Origin of the sequence: Gordonia spumicola, from assembly GCF_009932475.1 — a bacterium.
GTDB classification, from domain to species: domain Bacteria; phylum Actinomycetota; class Actinomycetes; order Mycobacteriales; family Mycobacteriaceae; genus Gordonia; species Gordonia spumicola.
In genome coordinates this window covers 235,665-256,196 of the sequence record NZ_BJOV01000001.1, presented here as the reverse complement: position 1 = coordinate 256,196, position 20,532 = coordinate 235,665, and the positions used below count along the sequence as shown (strand labels likewise).

Here is a 20,532-nt window from a genome sequence, read left to right as displayed (position 1 = left end):
GTGTTCTCTCACATCCGGAAGACGCCGAAGTTGCTGGTGCCCTCGATGGGGGCGGTAGCAATCGCGGACAGGGTCTGGCCGAGGATCGTGCGGGTGTCGCGGGGATCGATCACACCGTCGTCGTAGAGCATCCCGGAGAGGAACGTCGGGACCGACTCGATCTCGATCTGGGCTTCGATCATGGCGCGCATCCCGGCGTCGGCTTCTTCGTCGACGACGCCGCCGCGGGCCTCGGTTGCCGCGCGGGACACGATCGAGATGACGCCCGCGAGCTGCGCGGCGCCCATGACGGCACTCTTGGCGCTGGGCCACGCGAACAGGAACCGCGGATCGTAGGCGCGGCCGCACATGCCGTAGTGCCCGGCGCCGTAGCTGGCGCCCATCAGGATCGAGATGTGCGGGACCGTCGAGTTCGACACCGCGTTGATCATCATCGCGCCGTGTTTGATGATGCCGCCCTGCTCGTACTCCTTGCCGACCATGTAGCCGGTGGTGTTGTGCAGGAACAGCAGCGGAGTGTCGCTGCGGTTGGCGAGCTGGATGAACTGCGTCGCCTTCTGCGCCTCTTGCGAGAAGAGGACGCCCTGCGCGTTGGCGAGGATGCCGACAGGGTAGCCGTGGACGGTGGCCCACCCGGTGACGAGCGATGTGCCGTACTCGGGTTTGAACTCGTCGAAGTCGCTGCCGTCGACGATGCGCGCGATCACCTCGTGCGGGTCGAACGGGATCTTGAGGTCGGACGGCACGATGCCGAGGAGGTCGTTCTCGTCGTAGATGGGCTCGACCACCTCGGCGATCGGTTCGGGACCCTGCTTGCGCCAGTTGAGACGGGCCACGATCCGCCTGCCGATCCGCACCGCGTCCTGTTCGTCGGCGGCGAGATAGTCGCCGAGACCGGAGACGCGCGAATGCATCTTCGCGCCGCCGAGCTCCTCCTCGTCGCTCACCTCACCGGTCGCCATCTTGACCAGCGGCGGGCCGCCGAGGAACACCTTCGACCGGTCGTCGATCATCACGACGTGATCGCTCATCCCGGGAATGTAGGCACCACCCGCGGTCGAGTTGCCGAAGACGAGCGCGATGGTCGGGATACCGGCCGCCGACAGTCGCGTCAGATCGCGGAACATCCGGCCGCCGGGGACGAACACCTCCTTCTGCGTCGGCAGGTCCGCGCCGCCCGACTCCACCATGGAGATGACCGGGAGGCGGTTCTGCATGGCGATGTCATTGGCGCGCAGCACCTTGCGCAGCGTCCACGGGTTCGACGTGCCGCCCTTGACCGTCGGATCGTTCGCGACGACCAGGCATTCGACACCCTCGACAACCCCGATGCCTACCACGACGGAGGCGCCGACGGTGAACTGCGAACCGTGCGCGGCGAGCGCGCACAGTTCGAGGAACGGCGAGTCCTCGTCGATCAACAACTCGATACGTTCGCGCGCCGTGAGCTTCCCGCGCTTGCGGTGCCGCTCCACGTACTTCTCGCCGCCACCGACGAGCACCTTGCGGAACTCGACGTCGAGATCGGCGAGCTTGGCGTTCATCGCCTCGACGTTCGCGACGAACTCGTCGGACGTCGTGTCGACCTTGCTTCTCAGAACAGTCATCGGGTGCCCTTTCGCTTCGCCCGTGCGGTCGCGCTCATCCCTGGTACCCCAGGACCTTCGCGGCGAGACCGGTGAGGATCTCGTTGGTGCCGCCGCCGATTCCGATGATGCGGATGTCGCGGTACTGGCGCTCGATCTCCGACTCCCGCATGTAGCCCATGCCGCCGTGCAGCTGGACGCCCTTGTCGATGACCCATTCGGCGGCTTCGACGGCGGTGTTCTTCGCGAAGCAGATCTCCGCGAGCATCGGGTCGCCGTTCATCATGTGCCGGTCGACGACGGACCGTGTGTAGGTGCGCGCGACGTCCACCTTGCGGGCCATCTCCGTGACCGTGTCCTGGACCGACTGACGCTTGATCAACGGCTTGCCGAACGTGTCGCGGTTGCGGACCCATTCCAGGGTCAGGTCCAGCGACCGCTGCGCCTGCGCGTACGCCTGCACCGCGAGCGCGGCGCGCTCGGACACGAAGGCCTGGGCGATCTGCGCAAAGCCCGAGTTCTCCGGACCGATGAGGTTCTCCACCGGCACCCGGCAGTCGACGAACGACAGTTCGCCGGTGTCGGACGCCAGCCAGCCCATCTTCTCCAGCTTGCGGTCGACGTTGAAGCCGGGCGTCCCCTTCTCGATCACGAGGAGGGACACCCCCGCCGCGCCGTCTCCGCCCGTGCGGACCGCGGCGACGATGTGATCGGCGCGCACAGCCGAGGTGATGAACGTCTTGGCGCCGTTGACGATGAAGTGGTCACCGTCGCGCTTCGCTGTGGTCCGCAAGTGACCGACGTCGCTGCCGCCGCTGGGCTCGGTGATGGCGAGGCTGCTGATCTTGTCGCCCGCGAGGACGGGTGCGACCCACTTCGCGATCTGTTCCGGGGTCCCGTTGTTCGCGATGTGCGGGGTGGAGATACCGCAGGTGAACAGGCTCGCGAACACACCGCCGGAAACGCCCCGGTAGTGCAGTTCCTCGCAGACGATGAGCGCGTCGATCCCGTCGCCGCCGCTGCCGCCCTTCTCCTCGGGGGTGCCGAGGCCGAGCAGACCGAGGTCGCCCGCCTGCTTGTGCAGTTCTCGCGGGATCAGGCCGTCGCGCTCCCACTGGTCCTGGAACGGCAGGATGTGTCTGGTCGCGAAGTCTGCGGCAAGACTGCGCAGGTCACGACGTTCTTCCGAGTCCCAAATGTCACTGGGGATGGGCATTGATTTCCTCTCCCGCTCCTTGAGCGAGCTTGCGAGTCGAAAGGTCTAGCGACTGAACCGTTCGGGCAGATCGACCACACGCGAACGCAGCCATTCGCCGAGGCCCTTGGCCTGTGGATCGAAGCGGACGTTCTCGGCGACACCGCGGCCCAGGACGCCTTCGATGACGAAGTTGAGGGCGCGCAGTTTCGGCAGGCGGTACCGGTGGACGGTCAGGTCCGCGACCTCGGGCAGCAGTTCCTTGACCCGATCGACGGTGAGTGTCTGGTCGAGCCAGGTGAACTGTTCGTCGGTCCGGGCCCAGGCGCCGATGTTCGCGCTGCCGCCCTTGTCGCCGCTGCGGGCTCCGATGATCTCGCCGAGCGGCGCGCGTCTGGTCGGCCCCCAGTCGTCGACGGGCCCGGAGTCGGGGACGCTCACATCGCGCGTCGGCTCGGCCCGCAGCGGCGACGGCTCGATGACGATCGACACGCCGTCCGGCTGTGTCACGCGATGTTCGACGAGGCCCGCGTCCACATAGCCGGGTTCGAACACGCCGTACGGCGCACCGTTTCCGGGCGGCGCGGTGAGGGTGAAGCCCGGGTAGCTGGCGAGGGCGAGTTCGACGGCCGTCGCGCTGAACGGACGGCCGACGACCGCCGGATTCGGGTCGCGCGCCACGCACTTGAGGAGGGCGCTGGCCTGTTCCTCGGTCTCCGCGTCCGGCCGGTCCAGCCGCGACAGCTCCCACGTGAGTTCGGCGGGCGACGTCGGCAGCGCCGCGGTGAACTGCGCTTTGAACAGATCCGCCTTGGCCTCGATGTCGAGTCCGGTCAGGACCACGTCCACCTCGTTGCGGATGCCCGCGAGGTGATTCAACGACACCTTCAGGTCCGTCGGCGGGGCTTCGCCCCGGACCCCGCTGATGCCGACCCGGTCGTCGCCGAGCTGGGCGATCTCGATGGTGTCGAGCAGTGCCGTCGAGTCGGGGTTGTAGTAACGCGGCCCCTGGATCTCGTAGAGGAGCTGCGCGGTGACGGTGCCGACGGTGACCGCACCGCCGGTGTTCTCGTGCTTGGTGATGACCGACGACCCGTCCGCCGCGACTTCGGCGATCGGGAAACCGAGGCGTCCCATCGGGATCTCGGTGAAGAACGAGTAGTTGCCGCCGGTGGCCTGCGGTCCGCATTCGATGACGTGACCCGCGACGATCGCACCCGCGATGGCGTCGAGGTCCTTGTATCCCCAGCCGTGCGCCGAGGCCGCGGCGCCGACGGTGAGCGATGCGTCGGTGACCCGGCCGGTCACGACGATGTCGGCTCCTCGGTCGAGCGCCGCCTTGATGCCGAAGCCGCCGAGGTAGGCGTTGGCCGTGATAGGGGTCCCGAGGCCGAGCTCGGCCGCTCGCGGCTGCAGGTCGTCGCCGCTGACGAACGCTATCTGGGCGTCGACTCTCAGGGTGTCGGCGAGTTCGCGGAGGGCGACGGCGAGGCCGTGCGGGTTGAGGCCGCCCGCGTTGACGACGATCTTGACGTTCTTGTCGATCGCCAGCCCGAGACTCGTCTCCATCTGCTTCAGGAAGGTCTTGGCGTAGCCCCGCGACGGGTCTTTGAGCCGGTCGCGACCGAGGATCAGCATGGTGAGTTCGGCGAGGTAGTCCCCGGTCAGGTAGTCCAGATGACCGCCGTCGAGCATCTCGTGGACGGCCGTGAGACGGTCCCCGTAGAAGCCGGACGCATTTCCGATGCGGACAGGATCGCTCATGTCAGAGACCTTCCTTCGACGACGCGCGGCCGCTTCCGGGCGGGCCGGCGAAGCACTGCGCGATCGTCGCCCATTCGTTCGCGTCGTCGCCGATGAGCTCCAGTCCGAGATCGTCGATCGAGCGCCGCTGAGTGACGAGTTCGCAGAAGTCGACGGCGTCTCCCCGGACGATGTTCGTCGCATCGTCCGGACCCCACGTCCACACCTCGCCGCTCGGACCCGTCAGTTCGTAGCGGAACGGTTCGGTCGGAGCGGTCCTGCCGTTGACCATGTACGCGAAATCGCGGGTCCGGACGCCGATGTGGGCGACGTTGCGGATGCGGTCGGTCGGCTCCACGCGGACGCCGAGAGCGTCCGCCACGTCCAACGCGTGCGCCCAGGTCTCCATGATGCGGGCGGTGGTCATCGACGTGGCCGACATCGGCGGACCGAACCACGGGACCTTCACACCGTCGGGGACGTCGGCCAGCGCGGCGAGCAGCATCTCTCGCGTGTCGCGCCAGTCGGCGAGGATCTCCGCGGGCGTCCGCCGCGACTCCACCTCGGCGGCCTGGTCCACGAAGCCGAGCGGATCGGCGCCCGCGACGACGAGGAGTTCGGCGAAGCCGTCGGGGTCGGTGGCCGCGAGCAGCGAGACTCGGTCGGTCCACAGAATGTGTCCGACCTGGTGTGCGATGGTCCAGCCCTCCGCGGGCGTGGGTGACGCCCACCGCTCGTCCGGGAGGTCGGCGACCAGGTTGTCGAGGGAGGCGTACTCGGCCCTCAAGTCTTCGGCGATCGACATGCGTCGAGCGTCACACACCACCCGCAATAAATCAAGCATGAATGATTGTTTCCTGCTTCGGGCCTTGGCGAGCAACCTTCTCGGGTCTTCGAGCGCAGTCGAGAAGCCGAGTAAGCGATCGCTCAGACGTGTGCTAGACACAAGCAATGACGATGACGCCAGCCGACGCCTTCACCGCTTTCGCCGTCGGCAGGGAGCCCGGCGCGCCGAAGATCGAGATGACCCAGGCGCTCGGACCCCGATTGACCGATCACCGCGGTCTCATCGACCTGCCCGCGATCACCGTGCTGTTCGACGACCTCGGCGGCTACCCGTTCTACGTCACCGACCGGTCGTCCTCGTCGATGCAGGCGCGACTGACCATGTCGATGCTGCACCGGCCCGCGGTCACCGAACGCCTCACCGCGACAGCGGAACTGCGCCTGCAGAATCCCGGCTACGGCACCACCACCGTCGACATCAGCGGCGACGACGGTCGCACGCTGTGCGTCGGCCTGGCTCGCAACGTCCGGGTGGGTCGAGCGCTCGTCGTCGACGGCGACGGCACTCTCGAGTTGGCGTCGCCGGTCACCCCGGACGACGCCGCCGTGCCCGCCGCACCGGACGCGTCACTGTCCGGCCGCGAGGTGATCGACGCGATCCGGGCGGGCGATGCGCCGATCGGTCCGCTCAGTGAACTGCTGGGCGGCTCGGTCACCGCCGTCGACGACGACGGACTCACCTTCACCTGCATCACCGCGCCGTGGATGGGCAACGTGATGGGCACGATGCACGGCGGCGTGATCGGCGCGATCGTCGGTCAGGCCTGCTCGTTCGGCGCGCAGGCGGCGATGCTGCCCGGTCGCGAGTACCAGATCGTCGACTTCACGGTCGCTTTCCTGCGCTCCCCCGCAGTCGACGGCCGCGGCGTCCACGCCCGCGTCACTCCCGTGAAACTCGGCAAGCGCCTGTCGATCTTCGACGCCGAACTCCGCGACGACGAGGGAACCCTCCTCGCTCGCGCGACCGCCGACGCCCGCTTCGACGTCTGAGGCGTCAGGGACGTTCAGCTCCCACCCGCCACGAGCGAGCAGTGACTCGCACAGTCGCCACCCGCCCGATCATTGAGCTAGTGTCCCGAACCGTAAACTCGTTGCATAACTATTCGAGTCCTCATGGTGGTTGAGCCGGGCCGGAGCGATAGCGGAGGCCCGTGTCGAAACCTGGTGAGGTCGGCTGAAACTCAGTGACAGAGTCTATCGAAATTACTGGTCACACCTGTTTCGTGGGAACGATTCGACAGTAGCTGGACCGCAGTTCCAGCTACTGTCGCCGGGTTTCGACGCGGCCCTCCGCTATCGCTCCGGCCCGGCTCAACCACCATTGGGCGCGAATACTTATTCAACGGACTAACGATTCGGGACACTAGCGCAGCGAGCCGAAGCGTCTAACCAGCCGAATCGACCATAGAACCGAGAAGACGCTTCGACTCGCAAGCTCGCTCAACGACCGGAAGAGATTGCGCTCAACAGCCAGGAACAAGCAGGAGCTCGCCCCGTCGACACCGGCGTCAGTCGCCGCGCAGCGCCTTCTGGAACCGCCGCATGCCACGGATCCAGCGGTCGTAGTCGGCGCCCTTGTGGCGGTACATGTCGAGCACTTCGGGGTGCGGGAGGATCAAGAACCGCTCGGCGTCCATCGCCTCGAGGACGGCGTCGGCGACGTCGGACGGCTCCAGCACGGCACCGGCCGTCGTGACGGCGCGGGCCGCGGTCGGCGACAGCGACGCGTCGTCGGTGAGCAGCTTCGTGTTGACGCCCATCGGACACAGGCAGCTGACGCGGACTCCCTGGTCGCCGTAGGTCACCGACAGCCATTCGGCGAATCCGACGGCGGCGTGTTTGGTGACCGAGTACGGCGCGGACCCGATCTGGGTGAGGAGTCCGGCGGCCGACGCGGTACTGACGAAGTAGCCTTCGCCTCGATCCACCCACCCCGGAATCAGCTGCTGGGCGGCACGGATGTGAGCGCGGAGGTTCACGTCGATCACCGTGTCCCACACGGCGTCGTCGAACTCGAGCTCCGATCCGATGCCGACGCCCGCATTGGCGAAGTAGAGGCCGACCGGTCCGAACGACTCCTCGGCAAGCGCGATGACGGCGGCGATGTGGTCCGCCGCGGAGGCGTCACCACCGAGACCAACCGCGGCGTCGCCCAACTCGGCGACGACGGCGTTCAACCCGTCGTCGTGCAGGTCCGTGAGCACGACTTTCGCGCCTTCGTCGACGAGTTTCCGCGCGATCGCCGCACCGATGCCGCCGCCGGCTCCGGTGACCACAGCGACCTTTCCTGCAACCTTCACGAGTCTTCTCCTGTTCGTCTCACGGGACGTTCCCCCGTCGAGTCATACCTCAACGGCACCGTGTACGGGCCGCCGAACGGGCTATTGACAACGGATCGTCGGTCTGGCCCACTATATGCAATCGCATAGAAACTATGCGTCCGCATATTGCGATATCTCGTCGACCAGGAGGCCCTCATGCCCGAAGCCGTCATCGTTTCCATCGCCCGTTCCCCGATCGGCCGCGCCATGAAGGGCTCGCTCGTCGGCATGCGCCCCGACGATCTGGCCGCCCAGATGGTCCGGGCCGCGCTCGACAAGGTCCCCGCTCTCGACCCGCGCGACGTCAACGACCTCCTCCTCGGCTGCGGTCTGCCCGGCGGCGAGCAGGGCTTCAACCTGGGCCGCAACGTCGCGATCGCGCTCGGCCACGACGCGATCCCCGGCACCACGATCACCCGGTACTGCTCGTCGTCGTTGCAGACCACGCGCATGGCGTTGCACGCGATCAAGGCAGGCGAGGGCGACGTCTTCATCTCGGCGGGTGTCGAGACGGTGTCCCGGTTCGTGAAGGGAACCTCCGATTCCCTGCCCGACACGCAGAACCCGATCTACGCCGACGCCCAGGCTCGCACCGCCGAACTCGCGGCCGGCGGACAGCAGTGGGTGGATCCGCGTGAGGCCGGGAACCTCCCGGACGCCTACATCGCGATGGGTCAGACCGCCGAGAACGTCGCCCAGATCACCGGCATCAGCCGCGAGGAGCAGGACCATTGGGCCGTCCGGTCGCAGAACCGCGCCGAGGCGGCGATCGCATCGGGCTTCTTCGACCGCGAGATCACCCCGGTCACTCTCCCCGACGGCACGGTCGTGTCGAAGGACGACGGCCCCCGCGCGGGTACCACCTACGAGGGCATCAGCGCCCTGAAGCCGGTGTTCCGGCCCGACGGCACGGTCACCGCGGGCAACGCCTGCCCGCTCAACGACGGCGCCGCGGCACTGGTGATCATGTCCGACACCAAGGCCAAGGACCTCGGTCTCACCCCGCTGGCCCGCGTCGTGTCGACCGGCGTCTCGGGCCTGTCGCCGGAGATCATGGGCCTCGGCCCGATCGAGGCGTCCAAGCGGGCCCTCGACATCGCGGGCCTGACGATCGACGACATCGACCTCGTGGAGATCAACGAGGCGTTCGCGGTCCAGGTGCTCGGTTCGGCGCGCGAGCTGGCGATCGACGAGGACAAGTTGAACGTCTCCGGCGGCGCGATCGCCCTCGGCCATCCCTTCGGCATGACCGGTGCGCATCACCGCGACGCTCCTGAACAACCTCACGACCCACGACAAGCAGTACGGCCTGGAGACCATGTGCGTCGGCGGCGGCCAGGGCATGGCGATGGTCCTCGAACGACTGAGCTGACGGTCGACCCTCCTGCACGTCGGTTGAGCCGACACCGAGGCGCCAGCCCAACCACCGTGCAGGAGACGGGTCAGACCACCGTCAGTGGGAGGGGGCGGGACGGGCCGCGGTCGGTGAAGGTGAAGGACGAGCCCGCGGAGAAGCGGACGATGGCGACTTCCCCGGATTCCCGCTGAGGTTCCCCACGTCCGATGCGGACCACCGTGGCGTCGCCGACCTCCACCGACTCCCCGACCACCCACGTCGGGTCGATCGCGGTGGCCGCGGACTGCAGCGACCCGAGCCGGCCCGACACGAGAAGACGCATCCAGCCGCCGTCGGCGACCGCCGCCGAGGCGTTCGGAATCCGCACCTGCACGTCGTCGCCGACCAGTTCGGCGCGCACTCCCGTGTACTGCGCCGGTCCGAACACCGGGTTCAGGTTCAGGGCGTCGACCAGCGCGGCGGCGTCCGACCGTGACCCCAACACCGCGGCGGCCACCCGCTCGGACGCGATGCCCGCGATGCCGATGAGCTGCTTGTCGAGGATGTCGTCCGCCGCGGCGTGATCGGTCCGACGCCGCACCGAGGCGAGGAACCCCAACGACAACAACTGGTGCTGCAGCATCACCTCCTCGATGATGCGGACCAGCGCCGTGCTCGACCACTCGCCGAACGCGAGATCGTCGACGACCGGCCCTCGGTAGTCGACGAGGCCGTCGGCCGCGTCGGGGTCGATGGGAGTCAACGCGATCGTCGCGGCACGCGTGGCGAGCATCGGCTCGGTGACCTCCGGCAACGGCAGTTCGTCGCGGTCCGGTTCGATCGTGATCGTCCATTCGCAGTGCGGAGCGCGATCGACGGGACGACGCGGCGGACGGTGCACCGGCCGGATCCGGGCGCGGCGGTTGGTCGCGATGGCCGTCGCGTCGAACGTCGGATCCTCGATCGTGTGGCACATCGTGGTCACGTACTCGTCGCCCATCGGCTCCACGTCGAGCAGCGCGCCGCAGTGATCGAGGACGAACGACCCGTGATACTCGTCGTCGATCCGGTACCGGAAGTCCATGAACTGAGGCGGGGCGCCGATGTCGAGTTGCAGGCACTTGATCATGTCGGCGACGCCGTCGCCGTCGATGCCGAGCGCCTCGCGCATGCGGCCGGTGTAGACCGGGCTGGCCGCCATCCACTCCTCGATCGCCACCTCGCCCATCCCCTCGCGGCCGAACGCCGCGATCAGATGGGCCATCCCGCTCCGGTCGATGAGCTGCCCGGTCAGGAGCAGTTCGGGGACCAGCGTCGCGAGCCGGTCGTGCGAGAGCTTGTCGATCACTTGTCCTGATCCCACAGGTCGACCGGCGCGGTGCCGCGCGGGTACCAACCGGGGAGGGTGCCCGGCGCCGACTTCTCGATGCGCTTGAGCATCCCGTCGCTGCACGCCTGGTTGGTCAGCATCTCCAGGAAAAGCGCCGAGACGTTGCCGAAGTCGAAGAAGTCGCGCTGCCACTTGAACTGGAAGTTCCCGCCGTACTTGAACCAGCTGCCGCCGATCCCGTGCACGCCGTAGTTCGAGCCGTCGGCCCGCGTGCCTTCATTGATCTGCCGCCACAGGCCGATCATGTCGCCGGTCTGCTCGTCGATCACCCACGCCTGGTACGGGTAGATCCAGCCTTCGAGCCCTTCCATCTCCTGGCCGAGCGCGATCTCCCGGATCTCCTCACGACCGACGGCCATGAAGTCCTTCTCCGGACCGTAATTCCAGCCGTAGGTGGCGTCTTCGGTGTAGAACTCGGCGAGCGGGCGCCAGTCGCCCGCCTTCTCCGCCTCGATGTTGGCATCGAGCCACCGGGTCTTCATCTCATCGAGTTCACTGCGGTCGAACGGCATGTCAATCCTCCACGATCTTCAGGGCTTGGGTCGGGCAGTAGCGGACGGCGGCCTCCACGTCGGCGCGCCGCGATTCATCAGGGTTCTCGTCGAGCAGGTCGACGCTGTCACGTCCCGCCTCGAACACGTCGGGCGCTTCGAGTTCGCACATCCCGTGCCCCTGGCACAGGTCCAGATCCACGACGACGCGCATCGCTCAGTTCCCTCCGGACGCGGCAGCGCGACGCTGATCGGATTCGGCCCGCTCGCCTTGCTCCCGGCGCCGGTACGCCACGCGGCACGGCTGCTGCAGTTGGACGACCATCTTCGAGTGGTCGTTGCGGTAACTGTCGGGGTCCTGCGCGAGGGAGAACTCGTAGTTGCGCAGCAGCACCGAGAAGATGGCTTTGAGCTGCATCATCGCGAACTGGGCTCCCACACAGCGATGGCGGCCCGCGCCGAACGGGATCCACGTCCACCGGTTCACCAGGTCTTCCTGGCGACCGTCGGCGTACCGGTCGGGATCGAACGCGTCGGGATCGGGGAAGTCACCGGGCAACCGGTTCGACACCGCGGGCGAGACGGCGATCGACTGGCCCTTCGCAACTGTCACGCCGCCGACCTCGAACGCCTCCTGCACCATGCGCATCAGGATGATGAGCGGCGGATGCAGGCGCAGTGCCTCTTTGAGCGCGCCTTCGAGCTTGGGGATCTGACGCATCGCCGCGAACGAGTACTCGGTGCCGTCCGCGTAGATGCCGTCCAACTCGTCGGTGACCTGCGCGAGATAGTCGGGGTGCTTGAGCAGTTCGATCAACGTCCACGCGGCGGTGCCCGACGTCGTGTGATGGCCTGCGAACATCATCGAGATGAAGATGCCGGTGACCGTGTCGGCGCTGAACATGTACGTGCCGTCGTCGTTCTTCAGGGAGACGAGGACGTCGAGCAGGTCTCGATCGTCCTTGTCGGTCGGCGGGTTCGCGGTCCGTCGTTCCATCACCCCGCCGATGAACTCGACGAGTTCGGCGCGCGCGGCGTCGCGGCGGCGGAAGCTCTCGATGTCGGCGTGCATGTCCACGTACGCGATGGGGTCGGTGCCCTTCTCGAGTTCGTGGTACAGGTGTGCGATGTGGCCGGACAGCTCCTCGCGGAACTTGCGCCCGATCAGGCACGACGACGACGTGTACAACGTCAGTTCGGCGAAGAACTCCAGCAGATCGATCTCGCCCTCGTCACCCCAGTCGGCGATGATCCGCTCCACCTCGTCAGGGATCGTCACCGCGTGCTGCTTCATGTGGGCGCCCTTGAGCGCCTGATTGTGCAGCATCTCCGATCGGCGTTCCGGACTGGTGTCGAAGACGACGCCCTCGCCGAAGATCGGCGTCATGAACGGGTACGCGGCGCCCTGGTCGAGCACTTCGTCGGGGGCGCGGAAGAACTCCTCATTGGCCGCCGCACCCGACACGAGCACCACGTCCCGGTCGGCGAGCTGGAAGTAGCCGACGTCGCCGCACTCGTCGAGGACTCGCCGGAACAGCCCGATCGGGTCGGTCGCCAACTCGTCGAGGTGACCGTGTTCTCCGGTTCCGCCGGACACGCGGGGTGCAGTCCGCACTCCCTGCCCATCGAGCGTTCCACCCGGCCCGTCGAGCGTTCCACCCGGCCCATCGAGCGGAGTCGAGATGCCTGTCATGAGTTCTCCTTCGGTCGAGCGAGCTTGCCTTCGGCTTCGACGTCGACGGCTTTCATGTGTGCGCCGGGCGGCAGCGTGATCATCGAGACCACCGCGTGGGCGAGGTTCTCCGGGCGCATGAAGTTCCCGTGACGGGCGAGACCGAACGCGATCCAGTCGTTCAGCATGGCCTCGGTGGCCTTCTGGTCGAGGTTCATGCCCATTCCGGTCAACGTCTGACCGGGGCGGACGAGGCCGGCGCGGACGCCGGTCCCCTCCAGCTCCATGTGCGCGGTGGCGGCGAGTCCTTCGACGCCGTACTTGGCGGCGACGTACGCCGACGACCACGGTCGCGGATGGGAGACGACGTCGGAGCTGATGAAGACGAAGTCGCCGCGGCGACGCTCGATCATCGACGGCACGGCCGCCCGGTACAAGCGATAGGCGCCGACGAGGTGCACGTCGATCTGCGCCGCCCACTCGTCGACGTCCATCTCGTGGGCGCGACCGATCTGCAGATCGCCCGCACCCGAGACGACGATCTCGATGTCGCCGAGGGCCTTCGTGGCCTCGTCGTATGCGGCGACGACGGAGTCGTTGTCGGTCACGTCGAGCGCAACGGCGATCGCCTCACCGCCTGCGTCGACGATCGCGGCCGCGGTCTCGGCGCACTTCTCGACGCGACGGGCCCCGAGGGCGACGGGATGTCCGAGTTCCGCGAGCGCTTTCGCGGTGGCCTCTCCGATGCCGGACGACGCGCCCGCGACGAGCACGGGGCGGCGTTCTGGGTGAGGTGCGAATCCCATCCGGGTCACCGAGCCTTCACGGTCATGGGGAGATCCGCGAACCCGCGGACGTTCACCGAGTGGACACGGTTGGACCGTTCGACGTCGACGTCGAACGCGCTGACCGTCCGGGCGATCTGAGCGAGGCCGATCTCGGTTTCGAGGCGGGCGAGGTGCGCGCCGAGGCAGAAGTGGGTGCCGAGGCCGAAGCTGAGGATGGTGCGTGAGCTCTCACGACCGATGACGTACTCGGCGGCGTCGGGCCCGAACACTTCCTCGTCGCGGTTGGCCGACCCGACGAGGAGCAGGACACGGTCGCCCGCGGGGATCGTGTAGCCCCCGTACTCGACGTCCTCGACGACGCGACGCAGCAGCATCTGGGTCGACGTGTCGTACCGCAGAGTCTCCTGCACCCACGGTGCGACAGCGTCGAGTGCCGCATCGGTCGACGTGGAGGCGGTGATCACCGGAGCCACCTGATTCGGTCGCCGAGCACCCCAGAACACGGAGTTGGCGAGCAGTTTCGTGGTGGTCTCGTTGCCCGCGACCACCATCAGCATCATGAAGCCGATGATCTCCTGGTCGGTCAGCGCGGTCCGTTCGCCGCCGTCGACGAGTTCGGCGGTCGTCAGCGCCGAGACCAGGTCGTCACCCGGGTTCTTACGTCGCTCGGCGAGCAGCGACGTGTAGTACCCGTGCAGGTCGAGGTAGGCGTGGACGGCGGCCTTCGGGACGTCGGTGACGCCCTCCTCGCGGTGGATCAACAGGTCGGACTGCGTGCGCAGGTGCGCCCGGTCGGATTCGCCGACGCCGAGGAGTTCGGAGACGACGTCCATCGGAAGCAGACCCGCGAAGTCGTGGACGAAGTCGAACTCCCCCATCTGCAGGCAGCGGTCCCAGTGTTTGGCGGTCAGTTCGGATATCCGCGAGGCCAGTTCCGACACGCGACGCGGCGTGAAGCCCTTCGACACGAGTTTGCGCAGTCGCAGATGGCGCGGATCGTCCATCGCGAGGAAGCTCATCGCGTACTCGGCGTTCTCGTTGTACGACGCCGCGTCCATCGACACGCCCCAACTGTTCGACAGCCGGACGTTGTCACGGAACGCCTCGGCGACGTCCTCGTGACGGGCGAGCGCCCAGAAGTCGCCGTCGGTGTTCCGGTAGACGGGCGCATCGGCGCGCAGCCGCGCGTACGTCGGGTACGGGTCCTCGTGGAAGTCGTAGTCGTACGGGTCGAAGGGGATGTGGTTCTGCATCCCCGGCATGGTGACGGTCATCGTTGTCCCATCAGTAGGCGAGCGGCCGCGACGAGCCGCTCGGAGGTCGCTTCGTAGCTCAGATGTCCCATCCCCGCGGTGACGAGTCCGCCCGCGTACAGCATCTGCAGGGCGTCGATCACCTCGGCGGCGTTGTCGACGTCGTCGCCGACGGCGGTGGCGAGCCGATCGTGGATGAACCCGCCGATGCGCCAGCGCAAGTGCTCGGACTCGGGGTCGTCGCCGAGCAGCGCGACCGTCACGGCGCCGCCGAGCTGGCCGTCGCCCGCGACGACCATCGACACGCCCCGCAGCACCTGCGCCACCCGCTCCATCGCGGGCAGCGACGGGTCGGGCTCGGGGACGCCGACGGCGAGCCTGCGCCAGAACACCTCGGCCACGAGGTGGCTCTTGGAGCTGAAGTAGGTGTAGGCGGTGGCGGGCGCGACACCCGCCCGTTTGGCGACTTCGCGGACCGACAGCTTGTCGAAGCCGTCGGCGGAGACGATCTCGACTGCGGCGTCTGCCATCTTCGCGATCTTCTCCGCCTGTGCCGGAGTGAGTCTGCGGCGGGTGGATTCGATTTCGACGGGGGTGGACATGTGAGCCACACTACTCTAGGTTTGAAACGAAGTCTAGACAGGTGTCCAGAACTGATTCCGGAAGTGAGTGACCATCCGATGCCGCTACGTCCCACCACCAGCAGCGATCTCCTGATCGACGGCGAACTGCGCCCCGGCTCCGGCGGCACGTTCGACGTGATCAACCCCGCCACCGAACAGGTCATCGGCCAGGCCGCGAACGCCACCGCCGACGACATGGACGCCGCCATCGCGGCCGCCCGGAAGGCCTTCGACAACACGAACTGGTCACGCGACCACGCATTCCGCGCACGCTGCCTGCGCCAGCTCCGCGACGCCCTCCTCGCCCACACCGACGAACTCCGCGAACTCACCGTCGCCGAAGTCGGCTGCCCCGTCTTCCTCACCCACGGCCCGCAACTCGTCGGGCCCGTCACCGACCTCGGCTACTTCGCCGATCTCGCCGAGACCTACGAATGGCGCCGCGACCTCGGCGAAGCGAAACCGATGGGCATCCCCAACCGCCGCGAGATCCGCTCCGAAGCCGCAGGCGTCGTCGGAGCCATCACGCCGTGGAACTTCCCCCACCAGATCAACTTCGCCAAGATCGGCCCGGCCCTCGCCGCCGGCTGCACAGTCGTCCTCAAAGCCGCACCCGACACTCCGTGGTGCGCCGCCCTCGTCGGCAAGGTGATCGCCGAGGAGACCGACTTCCCGGCGGGCGTCATCAACATCGTCACCGGAGACGACCACAGCCTCGGCGCCCTACTCTCCACCGACCCGCGCGTCGACATCGTCTCCTTCACCGGCTCCACCGCCACCGGACGCGCCGTCATGGCCGACGCCGCGCCCACCCTCAAGAAGGTGTTCCTCGAACTCGGCGGCAAGTCGGCGTTCCTCGTCCTCGACGACGCCGACCTGAACGCCGCCTGCGCGATGGCCGCCTTCTCGGTGGTCACTCACGCGGGCCAGGGCTGCGCCATCACCACCCGCCTCGTCGTGCCGCGGGAGAAGCTGGCCGAGGCCACCGAGATCACCCGCAACGCCCTCGCCGGCCTGCGCGCCGACGACCCGACCAAACCCGGAACCGTCTGCGGGCCCGTCATCTCGGCACGCCAACGCGACCGCGTCGAGAGCTACATCCGACTCGCCCTCGAGGAAGGCGGCACCCTCGAGACCGGCGGCGACCGTCCCGAACGGCCCGGCTACTTCGTCTCCCCGACCCTCGTCTCCGGGCTCGACAACTCCTCCCGCGTCGCCCGAGAGGAGATCTTCGGCCCCGTCCTGGTGATCCTCCCGCACGACGGCGACCAGGACGCGATCGACATCGCCAACGACTCCCCGTATGGGCTCTCCGGCGCCGTGTGGGGCGCCGACCCCGACCGCCTCGACGCCGTCGTCGACGGCGTCCGCACCGGAACCATGGGCGTCAACGGCGGCATCTGGTACTCCGCCGACGTCCCCTTCGGCGGCTACAAACAATCAGGCATCGGGCGCGAGATGGGGGTGGCCGGTTTCGAGGAGTACCTCGAGACCAAGGCCGTCGCCCGGCCCGCCTGACGGCCCCGCTCTTCCGGCCCGGCGGATCCTCCATGGTGGTTGAGCCGTCGGAGCGAAAGCGGAGACGTGTCGAAACCATCGCGACAAGACGACAGACCCAGCAACAAGGAGACACACATGACTGATCGAAACAACAGGTTCACCGACAAGGTCGCGATCGTGACCGGAGCGGCGGGCGGCATCGGCGAGGCCTACGCGCGGGCGTTGGCGGCGGAAGGCGCGAAGGTCGTCGTGGCCGACGTCAACGACGAGGCCGGACAGGCGGTCGCCGACTCCATCGGCGGCATGTACGTCCACACCGACGTCTCCGACCCCGACTCGGCGGCGAACCTCGCGAAGACAGTCGTCGACGCGCACGGCCGCATCGACGCGCTGGTCAACAACGCCGCGATCTACGGCGGCATGAAGCTCGACTTCCTCACCACCGTCCCGTGGGACTACTACAAGACGTTCATGAGCGTGAACCTCGACGGCGCGCTCAACGTCACGCGCGCCTGCTACACGCACATGCGGCACGGCGGCGCGATCGTCAACCAGTCGTCGACGGCAGCCTGGGTGTACAGCGGCTTCTACGGCCTCGCCAAGGTCGGCGTCAACGGTCTCACCCAGCAGTTGGCCGTCGAACTCGGCGGACAGCGCGTCCGGATCAACGCCATCGCCCCCGGCCCGATCGACACCGAGGCCACCCGGAACAGCACCCCCGAAGCCATCGTGAAGGACATGGTCTCCAAGCTGCCGATCGGCCGCATGGGAACCCCCGACGACCTCGTCGGCATGTGTCTGTTCCTGCTGTCCGACGAGGCGTCCTGGATCACCGGACAGATCTTCAACGTCGACGGCGGACAGGTCATCCGCTCGTGACACACTCCGCCGACTCGACACTGCGGCTGGGCTATGCGGGACTCGGCAACATCGGCCGCCCGATGGCCGCCCGGTTCGTCGCCGCGCCCGGCGGGCTCACCGTGTACGACGTCGACCCGACAGCCGTCGCCGAGCTCACCGAGGCCGGGGCGGCCGCGGCCGACTCGCCCGCATCGCTCGGCGCCGCGTCCGACCTGGTGAGCATCTGCGTCCGCGACGACGCACAGGTCCGCGACGTCGTCGACGGCCTCCTCCCGACCCTCGCGTCGGGGTCGATGATCGTCGTGCACTCGACGATCGCCCCGGAGACCGCGGCCGACCTCGCCGCGCGATGCGCGGCCTCCGGCGTCACAGTGCTCGACGCACCGATCTCCGGCGGAGCCGTCGGAGCCAAGGAGGGCAGGCTCGCGATCATGGTCGGCGGCGACCGCGCGGCCTACGACCGCGCCAAACCCGCCCTCGCACTCGCCGGCGACATGATCGTCCACGCGGGCGACCTGCCGGGCGACGGCACCCGCATGAAACTCGCCAGGAATCTGCTGCACTTCGTGTCGTTCACGGCGACCACGGAGGCGGCCCGGCTCGCCGAAGCGGCGGGCATCGACATCGCGAAACTCGGACGCGTCGTCCGACACACCGATGCGATCACGGGCGGTGCGGGCGCGATCATGCTCCGCGACACGACCGCGCCGATCGCTCCGGACGACTTCTGGCACGGCGTGTTCACCCACGTGCGGGACCTCGGCGAGAAGGATCTGCGCCTGGCCCTGCAGCTCGCCGACTCGCTCGGCGTCGACCTCCCCCTCGGCCGCCAGGCCCTCACCGATCTCGCGACGGGACTCGGCGTCCCCCGCACCGAAGGAGCATCATGACCGACCAGCCCGAGATGACCGAACAGCGCCGCAAGGGTCTGGCGATGATGTCGGAGGTGTACGGCTGGGAGATGGCCGACGGCCCCGGCGACTTCTTCGCGCACACCGCCGACCAGGTGTTCGGCGAAGTGTGGAGCCGCCCCGGCCTCACCCACCGCGATCGACGCCTGATCCTGCTCGGCGCGCTCGCCGCGAACGGAATGAAGGACATCGCCGAGATCCAAGCCACCGCGGCGCTCGGCAACGGCGAACTCACGCCCGACGAGCTGAACGAGATCGGCCTGTTCCTCTGCTACTACGTCGGCTGGCCCCTCGGCACCGGCATGACGATGATGTTCGGCGAGGTCATCAAGAAGCACCGCCGCGCCCAGCGAGCCGAATAGTGTCTGCAGACATGGACTTCCGCCTCGAAGACATCGACGACGCCGAGATCGCACGTCGGCTGTCGATCGTCGAACCGCTCACCGACTCCGTCCGCGACCTGGTGGACGCGGTGATCCGCACGGAGGTCGACGACGCCGAACTGATCGCCGCACGCACGGCGATCGAGGCGATCGTCACCCGCCTCCGGGCCCGCCAGAAGGACAAGGGATACGGCGTCGCGTTCACCCGCGACTTCACCGGCATGCCGTGGGGCAATGCCGCGACCGGCGCCCGCAACGCTGTCGCGCCGCCGCTGCGACTGTCCAAGGTCGACGGCGTGACGCGCGGTGACGTGGTGCTCGGCGCCGCGTACGAGGGTCCGGGCGGGCATGTGCACGGCGGAATCGCGGCGCTGCTCCTCGACCAGTTGGTCGGGGAGACGGCCGCGGCCGACAACATGCCTAGTTTCACCGGCACGCTGACGGTCCGCTATCTGCGTCCGACGCCCCTCGGCCCGGTGACGCTGACTGGTCGGGTGACCGGCACTGAGGGCCGGAAGACGTTCGTGCACGGCGAACTGTCGGACGCCGACGGCGTCACCGTGGAGGCCGACGCCGTCATGATCCGGCCGAAGAGCTTCCCCTCCCGCGACCAGATCTCCGCCGCCATCACCGGCCACGACACCCCGACCGCCGACAAACCGACTCCGTAGTTCCAGCGAACCGGGAAGGGCTCAACCACCAGAGGAGCCCACCCCACGCTGGTTGAGCCGACACCGAGGCGCCAGCCGAGGCGTCGAGTCGACACCTCGTGACAATCGCTGGTACTCAGTCGCGGACGACGCAGCGGAACCCGATGTGCGAGGTGGACGTGTCGTCGTCCTGCGACTGACGGGCGGCGGGCCGGTAGCGGAGGCAGTAGTTCGGGGCGCACAGGTGCGAGCCGCCCTTGATGACGCGGCGGACGACGCCGTCGGACATCGGCGACGACGGCCCGCAGCACGACGACACGTGTCGGTCGCGATATTCGTCGACGGTCCACTCCCACACGTTCCCGATCATGTCGGACAGGCCGTATCCGTTCGGCGGGTACGTCCCGACCGGAGTCGTGCCGGGTTCGGCGTGCTGCCCGTCGCCGGGGATGAACTCGCTCGGGAACCTGCCGACCCACGTGTTCGCCATGCGGCGGCCGTCGGGTGCGACGTCGTCGCCCCACGCGTAGACGGTCCCGACCGTTCCGCCGCGCGCGGCGAACTCCCACTCGGCCTCGGTCGGCAACGACTTGCCCGCCCAGGTCGCGAAGGCCTGCGCGTCCTCGAAGGCGATCTGCGTCACCGGGTGATCGCCGGCCCCGTCGCGCCGCCACCGGGCGCCCGGACGGTACGCCCACCAGCGGCTCCAGTCGTCGAGGGGGACCGGCCGATCGGGTCGCACGAACACGAGGCCGCCGGGGACGAGAAGCGCGGGGTCGACGCCCGGATACCGGGCCGGGTCGATGGGTCGTTCCGCGACGCTCACGTACCCGGTGGCGTCGACGAACTCAGCGAACTCGGCGACGGTGACCGGCGTCGTGTCGATCCAGAACCCGTCGACCCTCCTGCGGTGGACGGGCCGTTCCTCCGGGAAGAAGTCGTCCGATCCCATGTCGAACTCGCCGCCGTCGATTCGGGTCATG

The 20,532-nt window shown here is 68.1% G+C and carries 19 protein-coding genes and 1 pseudogene; 7 read left to right on the top strand and 13 right to left on the bottom strand.

Features of this window, described 5'->3' with window-relative positions; all coding sequences use genetic code 11:
- Nucleotides 1-8: 8 nt before the first annotated feature.
- Genes GYB83_RS01300 through GYB83_RS01285 form a run of 4 tightly spaced genes read right to left on the bottom strand, consistent with a single transcriptional unit; the run spans nt 9 to nt 5,329 of the window.
- A complete protein-coding gene (locus GYB83_RS01300) occupies nt 9-1,607 on the bottom strand; it encodes an acyl-CoA carboxylase subunit beta (protein ID WP_161893762.1) in 1,599 nt (532 codons plus the stop codon).
- Nucleotides 1,608-1,641: 34 nt separating this feature from the next.
- Nucleotides 1,642-2,802, bottom strand: a complete 1,161-nt coding sequence (locus GYB83_RS01295) for an acyl-CoA dehydrogenase family protein (protein WP_161893761.1) — start codon at nt 2,800-2,802, stop codon at nt 1,642-1,644.
- Between the two features lie 45 nt (nt 2,803-2,847).
- Complete coding sequence (locus GYB83_RS01290; protein ID WP_161893760.1) at nt 2,848-4,545, bottom strand: acyclic terpene utilization AtuA family protein; 1,698 nt, start codon at nt 4,543-4,545, stop codon at nt 2,848-2,850.
- Nucleotide 4,546: 1 nt separating this feature from the next.
- On the bottom strand, nt 4,547-5,329 hold the full coding sequence (locus GYB83_RS01285; RefSeq protein ID WP_161893759.1) for a TIGR03084 family metal-binding protein: 783 nt from the start codon (nt 5,327-5,329) through the stop codon (nt 4,547-4,549).
- Nucleotides 5,330-5,475: 146 nt separating this feature from the next.
- On the opposite strand from GYB83_RS01285, the gene GYB83_RS01280 reads away from it, so the two are divergent.
- On the top strand, nt 5,476-6,360 hold the full coding sequence (locus GYB83_RS01280; RefSeq protein WP_161893758.1) for a PaaI family thioesterase: 885 nt from the start codon (nt 5,476-5,478) through the stop codon (nt 6,358-6,360).
- 518 nt (nt 6,361-6,878) lie between these two features.
- Here GYB83_RS01280 and GYB83_RS01275 read toward each other — a convergent pair.
- A complete protein-coding gene (locus GYB83_RS01275) occupies nt 6,879-7,670 on the bottom strand; it encodes an SDR family oxidoreductase (RefSeq protein WP_161893757.1) in 792 nt (263 codons plus the stop codon).
- Nucleotides 7,671-7,847: 177 nt separating this feature from the next.
- Between GYB83_RS01275 and GYB83_RS01270 the strand changes: the two are divergent.
- Nucleotides 7,848-9,063: pseudogene (locus tag GYB83_RS01270) on the top strand (acetyl-CoA C-acetyltransferase).
- A gap of 70 nt (nt 9,064-9,133) precedes the next feature.
- Here the strand turns inward: GYB83_RS01270 and GYB83_RS01265 are convergent.
- The 7 genes from GYB83_RS01265 to GYB83_RS01235 are packed head-to-tail and all read right to left on the bottom strand — an operon-like array spanning nt 9,134 to nt 15,223.
- Nucleotides 9,134-10,375, bottom strand: coding sequence for a hypothetical protein (locus tag GYB83_RS01265; RefSeq protein ID WP_161893756.1), 1,242 nt, complete (start codon nt 10,373-10,375; stop codon nt 9,134-9,136).
- The gene (locus tag GYB83_RS01260; protein WP_161893755.1) at nt 10,372-10,929 is read right to left on the bottom strand and encodes a nuclear transport factor 2 family protein; all 558 of its coding nucleotides are present in this window, start codon (nt 10,927-10,929) and stop codon (nt 10,372-10,374) included. The genes GYB83_RS01265 and GYB83_RS01260 overlap by 4 nt, the downstream gene beginning before the upstream one ends.
- A 1-nt stretch (nt 10,930) precedes the next feature.
- Nucleotides 10,931-11,122, bottom strand: coding sequence for a ferredoxin (locus GYB83_RS01255; protein ID WP_161893754.1), 192 nt, complete (start codon nt 11,120-11,122; stop codon nt 10,931-10,933).
- 3 nt (nt 11,123-11,125) lie between these two features.
- Nucleotides 11,126-12,601, bottom strand: a complete 1,476-nt coding sequence (locus tag GYB83_RS01250; protein ID WP_228461116.1) for a cytochrome P450 — start codon at nt 12,599-12,601, stop codon at nt 11,126-11,128.
- The gene (locus GYB83_RS01245) at nt 12,598-13,386 is read right to left on the bottom strand and encodes an SDR family oxidoreductase (RefSeq protein ID WP_161893753.1); all 789 of its coding nucleotides are present in this window, start codon (nt 13,384-13,386) and stop codon (nt 12,598-12,600) included. Before GYB83_RS01245 ends, GYB83_RS01250 begins: the two co-directional genes overlap by 4 nt.
- Before the next feature lie 5 nt (nt 13,387-13,391).
- A complete protein-coding gene (locus tag GYB83_RS01240; protein WP_161893752.1) occupies nt 13,392-14,642 on the bottom strand; it encodes a cytochrome P450 in 1,251 nt (416 codons plus the stop codon).
- The gene (locus tag GYB83_RS01235) at nt 14,639-15,223 is read right to left on the bottom strand and encodes a TetR/AcrR family transcriptional regulator (protein ID WP_161893751.1); all 585 of its coding nucleotides are present in this window, start codon (nt 15,221-15,223) and stop codon (nt 14,639-14,641) included. The genes GYB83_RS01240 and GYB83_RS01235 overlap by 4 nt, the downstream gene beginning before the upstream one ends.
- 78 nt (nt 15,224-15,301) lie before the next feature.
- Here GYB83_RS01235 and GYB83_RS01230 point away from each other — a divergent pair, with 78 nt between their 5' ends.
- The 5 genes from GYB83_RS01230 to GYB83_RS01210 all read left to right on the top strand — a co-directional run bounded on the left by GYB83_RS01230 (nt 15,302) and on the right by GYB83_RS01210 (nt 19,570).
- Nucleotides 15,302-16,762 (top strand): aldehyde dehydrogenase, encoded by a 1,461-nt coding sequence (locus tag GYB83_RS01230; protein WP_161893901.1) that lies wholly within the window; start codon nt 15,302-15,304, stop codon nt 16,760-16,762.
- Nucleotides 16,763-16,879: 117 nt separating this feature from the next.
- Nucleotides 16,880-17,623 carry an SDR family oxidoreductase gene (locus GYB83_RS01225; RefSeq protein ID WP_161893750.1) on the top strand — a complete coding sequence of 248 codons (744 nt, stop codon included), beginning with the start codon at nt 16,880-16,882 and terminating at the stop codon, nt 17,621-17,623.
- Nucleotides 17,620-18,495 (top strand): NAD(P)-dependent oxidoreductase, encoded by an 876-nt coding sequence (locus GYB83_RS01220; RefSeq protein ID WP_228461115.1) that lies wholly within the window; start codon nt 17,620-17,622, stop codon nt 18,493-18,495. Before GYB83_RS01225 ends, GYB83_RS01220 begins: the two co-directional genes overlap by 4 nt.
- A complete protein-coding gene (locus tag GYB83_RS01215; RefSeq protein WP_186349690.1) occupies nt 18,492-18,878 on the top strand; it encodes a carboxymuconolactone decarboxylase family protein in 387 nt (128 codons plus the stop codon). The genes GYB83_RS01220 and GYB83_RS01215 overlap by 4 nt, the downstream gene beginning before the upstream one ends.
- A gap of 11 nt (nt 18,879-18,889) precedes the next feature.
- On the top strand, nt 18,890-19,570 hold the full coding sequence (locus GYB83_RS01210; RefSeq protein ID WP_161893749.1) for a PaaI family thioesterase: 681 nt from the start codon (nt 18,890-18,892) through the stop codon (nt 19,568-19,570).
- Nucleotides 19,571-19,685: 115 nt separating this feature from the next.
- On the opposite strand, the gene GYB83_RS01205 is transcribed toward GYB83_RS01210, so the two are convergent.
- Entirely contained in the window at nt 19,686-20,531 is an 846-nt protein-coding gene (locus GYB83_RS01205) for a formylglycine-generating enzyme family protein (protein ID WP_186349689.1), read from the bottom strand.
- Nucleotide 20,532: the final 1 nt, after the last annotated feature.

Coding starts and splice junctions, on each gene's coding strand:
- GYB83_RS01300 (WP_161893762.1), bottom strand. CDS start 1,607: ATGACTGTTCTGAGAAGCAAGGTCGACACGACGTCCGACGAGTTCGTC.
- GYB83_RS01295 (WP_161893761.1), bottom strand. CDS start 2,802: ATGCCCATCCCCAGTGACATTTGGGACTCGGAAGAACGTCGTGACCTG.
- GYB83_RS01290 (WP_161893760.1), bottom strand. CDS start 4,545: ATGAGCGATCCTGTCCGCATCGGAAATGCGTCCGGCTTCTACGGGGAC.
- GYB83_RS01285 (WP_161893759.1), bottom strand. CDS start 5,329: ATGTCGATCGCCGAAGACTTGAGGGCCGAGTACGCCTCCCTCGACAAC.
- GYB83_RS01280 (WP_161893758.1), top strand. CDS start 5,476: ATGACGATGACGCCAGCCGACGCCTTCACCGCTTTCGCCGTCGGCAGG.
- GYB83_RS01260 (WP_161893755.1), bottom strand. CDS start 10,929: ATGCCGTTCGACCGCAGTGAACTCGATGAGATGAAGACCCGGTGGCTC.
- GYB83_RS01255 (WP_161893754.1), bottom strand. CDS start 11,122: ATGCGCGTCGTCGTGGATCTGGACCTGTGCCAGGGGCACGGGATGTGC.
- GYB83_RS01250 (WP_228461116.1), bottom strand. CDS start 12,601: ATGACAGGCATCTCGACTCCGCTCGATGGGCCGGGTGGAACGCTCGAC.
- GYB83_RS01245 (WP_161893753.1), bottom strand. CDS start 13,386: ATGGGATTCGCACCTCACCCAGAACGCCGCCCCGTGCTCGTCGCGGGC.
- GYB83_RS01240 (WP_161893752.1), bottom strand. CDS start 14,642: ATGACCGTCACCATGCCGGGGATGCAGAACCACATCCCCTTCGACCCG.
- GYB83_RS01235 (WP_161893751.1), bottom strand. CDS start 15,223: ATGTCCACCCCCGTCGAAATCGAATCCACCCGCCGCAGACTCACTCCG.
- GYB83_RS01230 (WP_161893901.1), top strand. CDS start 15,302: ATGCCGCTACGTCCCACCACCAGCAGCGATCTCCTGATCGACGGCGAA.
- GYB83_RS01225 (WP_161893750.1), top strand. CDS start 16,880: ATGACTGATCGAAACAACAGGTTCACCGACAAGGTCGCGATCGTGACC.
- GYB83_RS01215 (WP_186349690.1), top strand. CDS start 18,492: ATGACCGACCAGCCCGAGATGACCGAACAGCGCCGCAAGGGTCTGGCG.
- GYB83_RS01210 (WP_161893749.1), top strand. CDS start 18,890: ATGGACTTCCGCCTCGAAGACATCGACGACGCCGAGATCGCACGTCGG.
- GYB83_RS01205 (WP_186349689.1), bottom strand. CDS start 20,531: ATGACCCGAATCGACGGCGGCGAGTTCGACATGGGATCGGACGACTTC.